This is a genomic window from Candidatus Moraniibacteriota bacterium (assembly GCA_016699385.1).
In the GTDB taxonomy this organism is placed as follows: Bacteria; Patescibacteriota; Minisyncoccia; order Moranbacterales; family UBA1568.
Genome location: CP064974.1, coordinates 953,399 through 965,478, shown reverse-complemented (window position 1 = coordinate 965,478; position 12,080 = coordinate 953,399). Strand labels below are relative to the sequence as shown.

Below are 12,080 nucleotides of genomic sequence, written 5' to 3'. Positions count from 1 at the left end.
AAGTAGTAGACATCATTTCAACCACCTTGTTCGTCAAATTCGCGCTTCGCTGCCTCTATTTCTACGAGTTGTTCTGGATTCGAGGTAATAATCTGGTCTTCACTATACGATGCCACCACTTTGATTGCGACGTGTTTCGATCCGGCAAAGAAAATGCCCTCACCAACAGCGCTCTCCAAAAGCAAGAATTTCTCATGATCCGTCAGATAGAAGGTCTCTGTCACCACATCAATTGACGCTGGCGACTGACGGAGCAAAAGCTGAAGCGACGAGTTGGTCACGATTGGCTTTCCATACCTCGAACCCATGAAGTCGCTGATGTCCTGCGTGATGGTTGTAAGTCCGCAATAGTATTTTCGCGCGCGCTTCGCAATACCGAAGAGAAAGCTCGCTGCATCGTCGTTTTGCATCATAATCCATGCTTCATCCACGACAACAAGTCGCCGTTTCAACTCCGAGCGCATCTCATTCCAGATATAATGCAAGATGAGATACATGGCAATCGGGCGCAATTCTTCTTCCAAATCGCGAATATTGAACACCACGAACTGATTCTGCATGGTGATATTGCTTGAATGATTCAGAAATCCCGAGAAAATACCTTGTGTATACTTCTCCAGCCGAGCAGCCAGCGACTCTGTCCCCTCCATGTTCCGCAAAACTTCATAAAGGTCACTCATCGTTGGAAATGATGATGGGGTAAGCGTCGAGAGATCCGTTTTCCCAGTAATATCACGCACCGCGTACGTCTCGCGAAGCGCCTGATCGAGTATCGAGTCCTCCTCAGCAGTGACACTGCCGAGCATGAGATGGAGGAGTCCAATCAAGGTTGCGATATTGCTCCGCAAGAGCCCCTCGAAGTCCTCTTGATCATCGCGCTTCTTTGGCAAATCAAAAGGGTTAATATGAAAAGGGGAATTTAAGCTCATGTGAATAAACGAGCCATCTACCGTCTCGGCAAGGTGCTTGTATTCATTTTCCGGATCAATCACAATGACGCTCGTATCAAACATCATCGATCGCAAGATTTCCAGCTTCATAAAATAACTTTTCCCGGCGCCGGACTTCGCAAATATCACCATGTTCGCATTCTCAAGCTTAAACCGATCAAAGAGGATGAGGCTGTTATTGTGCCGATTGATGCCGTAAAGTATACCGTCATTCGAAGAAAGATCGGCGGACACAAAGGGGAAAGTCGTTGAAAGTGGCGCTGTATTGAGATTATTCGCGACATCGAGTGTATCCATGCCAACAGGGCGGGTCGAAGTAAAGCCCTGCTGCATACGCAAGACTGCTGGCTTGATATAGACCAATTGGGATTCAAGCATCGCCTCGATAGAGCGACTCATGCGATTGAGCTCTTCGATTGACTGCGCGTAGAGGGAAATATAGATACTGAAACGGAAAAATTTCTCTGTTCCTTGCTGAAGTCGATCGCGCAATTCCTCGATATCATGAAGTGCTGTCTCGAGCACGGGACTGCGAACTTTTCCCGCCTCCGATTCTATTTGAATGGATGACTCAACGCGTGTCGCCGACTTCAGGAGATTGCGCAATATATCTCGCGTGTCGATTGGATGCACAAACATCGCGGTATCCATAGGAAAGTCCAAATTCACAACCGGTGAAAACCAGTTAGTATTGAGATATCGTGGATAAGCAATAATGAAATGTGTCCGCACAAGCGTCTCACCGGATTGCAACGAATTCGCGCTTACCTTGATAGCGGACGGCGCGATAAGATCTCGAATACGCGCTATGCCACGCTGGTAGAGCGCTTCACTTTCCAATATTTCGTTCTGTTCTCCTCCCAAAGAGGAGAGAAAGGGGACTCGCATATATGTTTCATTCCAGATTCAACGACTCAAAAACTCCAGCTACCAAAAAATGTACGCATACAGATACTCAGGGAAAATTCGAAAAACGTACACCCTTGCTATACTTTTTCAACCGCCAAATCAATCGCCTCAATATTCTTTGTCAGCCGCGTTGTAAAAAGCGATGGATTGTAGGAGTTGTAAAGTAATTCAATCAATTCTTCAGTATTAAGTGGTGCCACTTTGAGCCCCGTCTGCGACAGGCTGAAGCTCACATGATCCACCCTCTGCCACAACTGATTCTTGTAGGTTTCAAAAAACTCTCGACGTTCGGTAATCGCTCCTGCCGGATTGAAAAGTGTCGTCAAACTATGAAATAGCCCTTTTTCCTTATCTTCAACAGGAGAAAACGGTATCACAATATAGAAAAATTTCGACATGATATTCGATACTTCCGAAAGACTTTTGATAAAATTCTGATACTCAGAGATCTGAAGTCGCAACAATTCATTCCTCTGGTGATTCTCTTTGTCTTTCAATACTTCAATGTAGGGACGAATATCAAATCGTCGCGAAGAAACAACTATCTGAACCGGGAAATCAAGAGAATTGAGAAAATTCTGATACTGCAAAATGATAGCATCTTGTTCCTCTGCGGACTTGAGATCAAAGTTGAGTGATGATACCAGAAGCACCGAGCGAAACGCTCCGTTCTTGAGCACAATCACCCCATCGCGCACCTCTTCAACCTCCACATAGCGTTGCGTGCTCGATGCTGAATCTTGCGCTGCTGGTTTTTTGGTATCACTCAGAGTTTCCATAGGTAGAGAGATTTTATCCATTTGTCATCCCCACAAAGGTGGGGTTTTAACTCCATTTATCCCAAGAAAATATCGCCCAAGTCATTCATCATTATTTCATCCGTAGTATCAAAATCCCTTTTTCACAAGAATAACTTCCTTTATCGACTCTTCCCACCATCAACCGCCTTCGCCAATGATTGTATCTCCTCGATTGACAGTGACTTCGGACCTATTATCACCTTCTCTTCTTTCGGCTTCACAATGTCATTCTTCACCACACCCGGGCGATCCCAGGTATATACCTTTGGTCGGAAGAAAAACATGACCGCATTCACAGAGAAAAAGAGGAGTGACTGATTGTAAGGACGATAGAAGGCAAAGAGTACAAAGAGAATAATAATCGGAAGAGACAACACAAAGAACGTCGTCGTATCAAAGAATGTCCACACAATAAACAATACGCCGCCCATCCCAACCATCCAGAGTATTTGCTTGGCAGTGAGTGGGCCTGCTACTTTATCTTCAACATCAATAAATTGTGGGACATTGAAGAGCATAGAGCGCATTCCAATGATATCTTTTCTACACGCAAACACTCTCACATTGAAAACATTTACCTTTTTCCCAAACAAACACATTACACTCGACCTCGCGCGTTTCTCCCTCCCGAACTCCGTAAGTTTACCACACGCGGAGCATCAGAGCTACCCTCTGGCAACGCTACTGTTTCTTTCTCAGCGCCTCCACGAAATCCAGAATGATTCCCGCGCGGCCGAATCACACTAATCGCTTCTGGCTCACGAGGACTCTCCGGAACACTCGAAGGAGGACTCTGCTGCACTGGCGCATCCTGCGACGGAGCACTTGCCTCCGCAATCGCTTTCTCATGCGGGAGCACATGACTCGAGCTAAAGCTCATATTTCCCTGCTGAGGAATGGGGGCTCCCGATGCTACAGGAGGAGAAGCAGGTGTATATACCGGCGCCGATACACCAACCGCTCGTGACTTTGCCGCTTCCGGAAAAGGCTGTTGCGCAATATTTCCAAAAGGCGCTGCCACTTCAGTTGTGGATGCCTTCTGTTGCGATACTTCCGAGCGCTTTTCAGGAAGAACATTTCCTCTCACCTCTTCTCTATTCCACTCAAGCGCCTTTCGAATTGGCGCTGCCTGCGCTGGAAACTTCTCGAGCGGTCGAAAAGAAGTCTCTAATGCTGGAACCACTCTCTCCGCTGTGGTCGCAGACGCAGCATTTCCTCTTTCCTCAAATGCTGGAAAGATTATTTCTTGCCGATCAGTATCGATTGATACTGGCGTATTCTCATCAAGTGACTTCAAAAGAAAAGAAACTCTTTCTCGCTCTATTGCAGAAAGCCGCTTGGTATTATCCCCCTGAAAAAGAAATTGTCCCCTCTCCATCGTAGAATGCTTCCGTATACCCACCACATCACGATAATGTCGCAACCAATTGCGAAGAGACCCGCGAACCGGCGAAGATTCCCCCTTCACCACAATACGATCCTCCGTCACCGTCTGCTCAGAGAGCCGCTGATACTTCGCAATCGCATCAAGAAGTGGAAGATTATCCACTTGTTCAGAAGCCTCTTTTGGAATAGGAGCCTCAATAATCCTCTTTATTATAGTATTAGCTACCCTATTCGCTTGCTCCAATGATATCTCCATTTCTTCCCCTAAAAATCTGGAAATATCCCCTTTTTTTATATCACCAAAATAGAAATTACGAAGTGCTCGTGAAATACTTGCTAACTTCAAAGGATCCATTCCAAACTCTTCCCCTATTTTCTTAATAACCTCAGGAGTATATTGGAACCCAAGTTTATACTTCGCTTCAAATGGGAGCTTCCGAAATCGTTCATGATTTTCAATAACTTGCTCTCTCGTTTCATCATCTGGATTCTTAGTAGCCCAAACAAGCACCGGCGTACTTGCCTTAGCTATTTTTTGATCGTCAGTAAGTTTTAGGTAAATCATAAAACACAATTCGCACCGAACTAAATGGGAAGCTTTTACACAAAAATCTTCAAATCCTGCCCTATTGTGAATTTCTCTCCAGTCATATCATCAATTGCTTTATCCTTATTTTTACCATGATATGAACCAAATGTGGTTCGAGCAGCTGCAACCTTCGCCCTCAAAATTTCCGCTCCTTCTGAGTGAATAACTGCACCCGTAACTTTATCTTTCACTTCAATCACACCAGTTGAATCATCAATGTCATAGTCGATTTCCTTTCCAGCAGCATCCTTAAGACTAAACCAATCCTTCAAACTCTGCTCCTTCCATTTACTTGGCGCTAATTTCTTGATTTCTTTTTCTGCTACCGACTCCCCAACACGAGCCAATGCCGCCTCCCTCGACATACCAGGAGATCTTTTCATTAATTCAGTAGCTTCCTGGTTAATCTTATAATTCATAACCAAATCAATCCGCTTCTCCTTTACTTTTCCTTCAAGAAGATCAACTAAGGCTTTATCCTTAGTATCATCAAGGTCAACTCGGACCTTTGCAAACTCCTCATCCGTCAACTTCCCTTGCTTCACAAGCACCATTGCAGCAGCAATATCACCATTTTTTCTAACAAGCTCCCTCAAATCTGCCTCAGTAGTATTTTCTTTTTCATGTTCAGCAACTTTCTTCTGAACCTCTTGAGTACTCGTTCCCTTGCGTTTCAATGAAGATGCCACATCATCAGAAACTTTCTTTCTTCGATTCTCAATATCACTCCCACCCCACCATGCAGACTGCCTATTCCTCCAAGCATCACGAATTCCAAGAGTAGTTCCGGAGATTCTATTTTGGGTAACATTATCAATCGCTTTCAATGGAGCCTTTGCAGCCCACTTCGTAGTTCCCCAAGCGCCCTTTCTTACCCATCCCCCAGCCTTTCTCCCTAGTTGCGACCCAAACTTCACACTCATACCTGACATATCATTGCTATATTTCTCTGCTGAGGTAATAGCGATCCAAAAAAGCACTATTGGGATAGTAAAGAAGGCAACAGCAGATATCATATTATCATTCACGGAATTTCCCGTGGATTGAAATACCCCTCCAGCACCCGCTGTTGGATATATTGAGTCTCCAGCAGACTTCATAACAATTACCGACACCAACACAAACATGACTGCTATTGGACCATAGAACGCCCACTTAAAGAGTTTATCCCACCATCCCTTCGCAAAACCTTGCAACGCCGGTGTAATCATCCCTACAAATCCAATTGGTGAAAACATCACCAAAATAGCAAGCGCTATCATACGAACCAACATCAACACTGACAAAACAAGGAAAGAAATACCAAATAAAAACATACAGATGGTCGCTGCAAGGAGATGGGTTGTACTAAAATCTACCAATGACTTATCATCATTAATTCCTGGTATAAGAATATTTTGCATCTTTGTCCCACTCAATACTCCAGAGGTAATCTCGTTAGGCCCATCCACTCCAAATATGTTTTGTGAAAAGAAATACATTGGCACATTTGCCAAATCAATCACAAAACGCGCAATAGGAAAACTAAAATTCACCAAAAGCGCCATAATAACCAACATGGGAATCGTTTTCTTGTATTCATATCTATCGAGTTGAAATATCGTAGCAAATGCCGAGAAAAGAAGTACGAGTATAAAGAATATATTCAGAAAATCTCGAACAATAAGCCACACCTCATAGATGGCCCCCGCATTCATGAGTTTTGTAAACGTTGTCGCATTGATAACCCAAACAAAAATCCCTGCAGCAAGATTTACAATCCATGAAAAAAACAAAAAGAAAGGATATATAAGCGCATTAATCCACGCGCTCGGCGTTGTTACTAAATCCAAAAAACTACCAGCCTGCACTACATGCATGTTTGGCGTCAACAAAAAACACCCTACAAGTACCACAAGGAGCAGAGCTGGATGACTTCTCACAAAAAGAGAAGCCCGAAACAAGAGAGTTTTTTTTGTTTTACTACTTTTGTTCACACAACAAAAAAACAAAAACAGTTTTCTAGTGGAAAGTATACCACGAAAACACCTGTCAAGGAATTCCAAAATATCCACGTGTCACTTCAACTACAACGCAGAGCACCTATCCCTTGATAAGAGAAATTTCCTTTACTTTTCTCCTAAATGAGTTCACAAAGTATCTCCCCTTGCATTAATCAGTAACTGTTTTTTTAATATTTTTTAATATTATTACTATTAGTTCGGTGGAGAAGTGGAGAAGTGGAGAATGTGCGGGTATTCTCACCTTTTTCAAATGAGGTGATATGTGGTGAGTCAGTGTGTATGAGATGATCTTGCTGTCTTGGTGGATGTAGTGGTTGGTTTGTGCACGTTTTGTGTGAGTAATGCACAGAGTTTTTCCAGACTTTTTCACAAGGAATACCCTAGTTGTACACAGGATATAAACAAACGTGTCTGTTTAGTAAGGAGAGATGCAAAGGTATAGGACTATGTGGATAATTTTCAAAAGCACTTCATCTTCTTTTATTGCTACGAGAGTGCGCGCCATCTGAGGTATTAGCGTGAATGGTCTACTCCGTTGACAGATCGGAATCTCAATTGAGGAGATAGAGGGGATGCTTCTTGAAAGGTTGGATTCCTCAATTTCTCTCAGAATGGTAGAACTTTTTGTTTGGCGACTTAAATGGGAGATTATTGTTATCTAGCGTAAAGGGCGAGTTATAAAAAGAACTTCCAGGAAGGGAGTTCTTTATGTGATGAATTGTAATAGGTGTTATGTGGCACTCGAATGACTCAGGAATTTTAATAAACATATCCCTTTATACTTCTATTTGACAAAGAAATGGTGCGTCGGTCAGTTTTCCCCCAGCCGACATAGTTCATTTCACTTACGATAATAGAATCATCAAGCACTTTCTCTACAAGGGCGACGTGTCCGTAATAGCGGTTTTCTGTGGTGACGACAATAGAGCCAACTCGTGGTGATTTCCCGGTTTTATACCCAAGCGCCTTGGCATTGTAGAGCCAGGTACCAGCGTTTCCTCCCCATGGTACATAGCGTTTTTGAGCGACATACCAGGTGCAATAGCCATAAGGGAAGGTGTGTCCTGTGCCGGCTTTGCCACTCAGGGTGCGCCAGCCGGAGATGTCTGTTGCTGCTCCGCCGCTCGATGTGGCATATTGGCGACGATCGAGGAGGCTGTCAGATGCAGGCTTTGGTGTGTCTTTGTAGCCGTCGGGGATAATAAGCTCTTGGTTAGTCTCTAGTCGACCATTGGCGGGGAGGTTGTTGAAGGCGATAATGCGCTCAGTGTCGCCATGGTATGTCTTGGCAATATCTTGTATGGTGTCGCCTTCTTTGACGATGTATTTGAGTCCAGCGATAGGGAGAATGAATATCTGGTCGCCAGGGCGAATCTCATCAATATTGCTAATGTCGTTTGCCCAAAGGATAGTATTGATTGTGATATTGTGATCCTGGGCAATTTTCCCAAGGGTATCACCTTCTTGGATGGTGTATATTTTGACTCCCTCGCCTTCCTCAGGGTCTTCTTGAATGACGGGAGCAAGGTCTGAGGAAGCAATAATAGTGTTGCTTGGCGCGTCTATTTCTGAAGGGTCTTCGAGTTTCGCTTCAGTGTCGACAGTGTTGGAGGCAAAGGCAAGTGGGGCTGATGAGAGGCTTTCGCGTTTCGCAGGGCTTTTCATGGGAAATTGCTGCGCGTCGGCGTTTTCGGTGTGAAAGTAGCCGGAAAGCATGCTTCCGGGTTGCTCATGTGTAGCGATATTGGTTCCGGTGACGAGAAAAGCACTCGACACGACGACGGTGAGCGCAGAGTATTGACGAAAAAGGTGGAGAATCCGAACGGTCTTGTGTTGTTTGAGATAAACAACACCTTTTCTTTGAAAGCGGTGAATATGAGTATTCCCTTTGTGCAAAAGCAATTGCCCTTGCCGGAGAACACGAAATAGCCCCCTGAAAATGCGCGTAGAGATACGCGAGTCCTTTCAATTGCTTCGAGTCCTAGGGGTGCCCGGTATAAAGAGGGCTCTCCATCGGAGGCGAAACCAAAGATTTTTACGCAAAGTTGAGTATAGTAAGGCAAAGGGATGCTGTCAATGTTTCCAGAGTGTTATTTTCATTTTTTTGGCTTAAAGTAAACAAAATTTCGGTATTTTGGGTGTGGTATACTGGGAGGGTACAATGAGACATCTTTTAGATATATGTGTATGGCAGGTATGCTGGCTCTGGTGACGAAATTTCTTGAGTATATGGAAATTGAGCGAGGACGATCACCCAAAACAGTGGAGAGTTATGATCGAGTGCTCAAGAGTTTTCTTACTTGGCGAGGTGCTCAGGATCCAAAGGATATTACTCTTGAGAGTATACGAAAATACCGACTCTTCTTGAATCGAAGGCAAAATGTCCATGGCGGAGAACTAAAGAAAACAACGCAAAATTACCATATTATTGTGTTGCGGGGATTTTTGCGCTATCTCGCCAAGGAGGGAATTGCCTCGGCGCCCCCGGAGCGAATCGAGACAGCAAAAACACCTGAGCGACAGGTGGATTTCTTGGAGTCGGATGAATTTGATAGGCTCTGTCAGGCAGCAGAGGGGGTAAGCGAAACAGCTCGTCGAGATCGGGCGCTCTTGGAATTCTTGTTTTCATCGGGTTTGCGTGTGTCTGAGCTTGTCGGGCTTGATCGCGAGTCGGTGAATCTTGAAGTGGGAGAGCTGAGTGTTCGCGGAAAGGGGAATAAGCTTCGTATGGTCTTTGTGTCGGATCGGGCGCGTTTAGCATTGCAGTCCTATCTCGATACGCGACATGATGTTGATCCAGCACTCTTTGTTTCGACGCGTCGCGGATTTGCCAAGAAATCTTCTGTTGAAGATTTGCGTATTACAGTGCGAACCGTTGAGCGCATCGTTGCGAGACTTGCCGCGAAAGCGGGACTCACAAAAAGTGTTCATCCTCATACATTGCGACACAGCTTCGCAACGGATCTTTTGCGAAATGGCGCCGATATTCGGAGTGTCCAGGCACTTCTCGGACATTCTTCTATTACTACCACGCAAATCTATACGCATGTCACTGATGAGGGACTTCGCGAAGTGCATGAGAAATTTCATGGGAAAGGACGGGAGAAATCGTGAGGCAACTCTTTTGTGGGGGAGTTTGAGTTGTTTATATTTTCTCAATCGGAGCAATGCCAAGGGCGAGTTTCTTTACTCCTTTGGTTCGAAAGGCTATGGTGGCGAGCGTTCCTTCTATTTTGATGACGATGCCATTTCCGAATGTGGGGTGGGATATGGCGTCTCCTGGACGCAGACTCTCCACTGTTGCTTGATTGTGTGGTGTGGGCGGTTTTGTGCTATGAGATGTATGTGTTTGCATTTGGTGTCTGTCGGCATATTCACTATTGTCTCTCCCTTTCTTTCGCTCTTCTGTTCTGACAAGGTGCTCAGGGATTTCACTAATGAATCGCGATGGAGCATTCATCTGTGTTGAGCCGAATATCATACGTGTTTCCGCTGATATGAGCCAGGCTTTTTCTTTGGCGCGTGTGAGCCCGACATACATAAGTCGGCGTTCTTCTTCGAGTTCGGCAGGAGACAGGGCGCTTCGTGAATGTGGAAAAATTCCTTCTTCAAGTCCAACAAGAAAGACGAAAGGAAATTCGAGTCCCTTGGCGCTATGGAGAGTCATGAGTTGTACGGCGTTTTCACTGCCGTCAATCGCATCTGTGTCGGACACAAGCGCAATCTCTTCCAAGAAAAATGTGATGGCGTTTTCCAGTGGTGTCCCGTCATATTTCTTTGCGACAGAGAAAAGTTCACGGACGTTTTCGAGGCGTGCAGAGCCTTCTTCTGTACCATCTTCGAGCGCTTTGATGTAGCCGACGCTTTCAAGGAGAGTGGCGAGAAATGTGGAAAGGGAGCCTTTTTCGAGAAGTTTTTGGGTGTTTTTGTGAAGGATGTTTGCGAGCTGTGCAGCAGACTTTTGTTTGGAAATGGCTATATTGAGCTGTTTTCCTTCATCTTCTCGAGCAAAGGTGATGGGGTCTGTTTTTGCACTCTTGGCTCCACTAAGCCATGATTCAAGAGTTTTCTTGCCGATTCCGCGTGGTGGTTCATTGGCAATTCTTGCAAGTGAGAGTGTGTCCCAGTGATTGGCGACGAGCCGCAGATAGGCAATGGCATCTTTGACTTCTTTACGTCCGTAGAATTTGAGTCCGCCGATGATGCGGTATGGAACGGAGTGATTGAGGCAGGCTTCTTCGAGTGCTCGGGATTGTGCGTTGGTTCTATAGAGAATGGCAAACTCCGAGAATGATCGAGTTTGTTTTGCGTCTATGTCTTTACTGGCATTTTTGGCAGTCTCCTGAATCTTTCGGATGACATAGTCTGCCTCGCCTCGTTCGTCTTCGGCTTCGAAAATAGTGAGCGGCGCTCCTCCCTCTTGCGATGTCCAGAGTTTTTTGTGTCGCTGGTTGGCGTTTTTGGCGATCACGCTTCCGGCGGCATCGAGGATTGTTTGCGTTGATCGGTAATTTTGATCGAGCGTGACAATAGTAGCTTCGGGATAATCTTTTTCGAAGTTGAGAATGTTTCGGATATCTGCCTGTCGCCAGCCGTATATAGACTGGTAGTCGTCGCCAATTGCAAAGAGATTGCGGTGTTTTTCAGCGAGAAGGTGAATGAGGGTATATTGTGCGTGATTGGTATCTTGATACTCATCCACCATGATGTAGTGGAAGAGATTTCGATAGTGATTGAGGGTTTCTGGATGTGTGTGAAAGATCTGTATGGTGAGCCGTAAGAGATCGTCAAAGTCGAGTGTGTGATTGCTGCGAAGCTCTTCCTGATATTTCCGATAGGCTTTGGCGACGAGTTCTTCGTAATAGCTTCCGGCTCGGGATTCGAAGACGAGCTCGTCGAGGAGCTGGTTTTTGGCTCTGGAGACGGCATCGAGAAGCGCACGAGGATGAATGTTTTTTGGGTCAATCTCGAGGGATTTCATGGTGCGCTTCATGAGGGCGAGCTGATCATCGCTGTCGAGTATGGTAAAGGTTGTCTTGTATCCGAGTACAGCGATATCTTTGCGGAGAATGCGTGAACAAATGCTGTGAAAAGTGCCAATGTGTGGCAGTCCGACAGGCTGTTTTCCAAAGAGAGGTGGTTTTTTCGTTGTTTGCGAGAGGAGTGATGCCACGCGCCCTCTCATTTCCTCGGCCGCTTTATTGGTAAAAGTGACGGCGAGTATGTGTTGTGCCGAAACGCCCTTTTCTTGCATGAGATGGACGACGCGATGGGTGAGGGTTTTTGTCTTGCCGCTTCCGGCGCCCGCAACAATGAGCACAGGACCCTCGGTTGTTTCAACGGCACGACGTTGTTCTGGATTGAGGTTTGAGGCGAGTGGAGTCATGGATACACTCTATCATGATTGCCGAAAGTTGTGCGAGTGGCTTTTGATTTGCTATGC

At 45.4% G+C, this 12,080-nt stretch carries 8 protein-coding genes; 1 reads left to right on the top strand and 7 read right to left on the bottom strand.

From position 1 onward, the window contains the following. Positions 1-17 precede the first annotated feature (17 nt). The 6 genes from IPJ67_04720 to IPJ67_04695 form a co-directional block, all read right to left on the bottom strand. Entirely contained in the window at positions 18-1,838 is a 1,821-nt protein-coding gene (locus tag IPJ67_04720; protein QQR77399.1) for an ATP-binding protein, read from the bottom strand. Positions 1,839-1,936: 98 nt separating this feature from the next. Beyond that, positions 1,937-2,638 carry a hypothetical protein gene (locus IPJ67_04715; protein ID QQR77398.1) on the bottom strand — a complete coding sequence of 234 codons (702 nt, stop codon included), beginning with the start codon at positions 2,636-2,638 and terminating at the stop codon, positions 1,937-1,939. A 140-nt stretch (positions 2,639-2,778) separates the two neighbouring features. Further along, positions 2,779-3,186, bottom strand: a complete 408-nt coding sequence (locus tag IPJ67_04710) for a PrgI family protein (GenBank protein QQR77397.1) — start codon at positions 3,184-3,186, stop codon at positions 2,779-2,781. A gap of 71 nt (positions 3,187-3,257) precedes the next feature. Next, a complete protein-coding gene (locus IPJ67_04705; GenBank protein QQR77396.1) occupies positions 3,258-4,610 on the bottom strand; it encodes a hypothetical protein in 1,353 nt (450 codons plus the stop codon). 35 nt (positions 4,611-4,645) lie between these two features. Further along, positions 4,646-6,688 (bottom strand): hypothetical protein, encoded by a 2,043-nt coding sequence (locus tag IPJ67_04700; GenBank protein ID QQR77395.1) that lies wholly within the window; start codon positions 6,686-6,688, stop codon positions 4,646-4,648. A 708-nt stretch (positions 6,689-7,396) separates the two neighbouring features. Beyond that, positions 7,397-8,533, bottom strand: coding sequence for a LysM peptidoglycan-binding domain-containing protein (locus IPJ67_04695; GenBank protein QQR77394.1), 1,137 nt, complete (start codon positions 8,531-8,533; stop codon positions 7,397-7,399). A 291-nt stretch (positions 8,534-8,824) separates the two neighbouring features. On the opposite strand from IPJ67_04695, the gene IPJ67_04690 reads away from it, so the two are divergent. After that, positions 8,825-9,751, top strand: coding sequence for a tyrosine-type recombinase/integrase (locus IPJ67_04690; GenBank protein QQR77393.1), 927 nt, complete (start codon positions 8,825-8,827; stop codon positions 9,749-9,751). 31 nt (positions 9,752-9,782) lie between these two features. On the opposite strand, the gene IPJ67_04685 is transcribed toward IPJ67_04690, so the two are convergent. Beyond that, positions 9,783-12,023 carry a UvrD-helicase domain-containing protein gene (locus tag IPJ67_04685; protein QQR77392.1) on the bottom strand — a complete coding sequence of 747 codons (2,241 nt, stop codon included), beginning with the start codon at positions 12,021-12,023 and terminating at the stop codon, positions 9,783-9,785. Positions 12,024-12,080 lie beyond the last annotated feature (57 nt).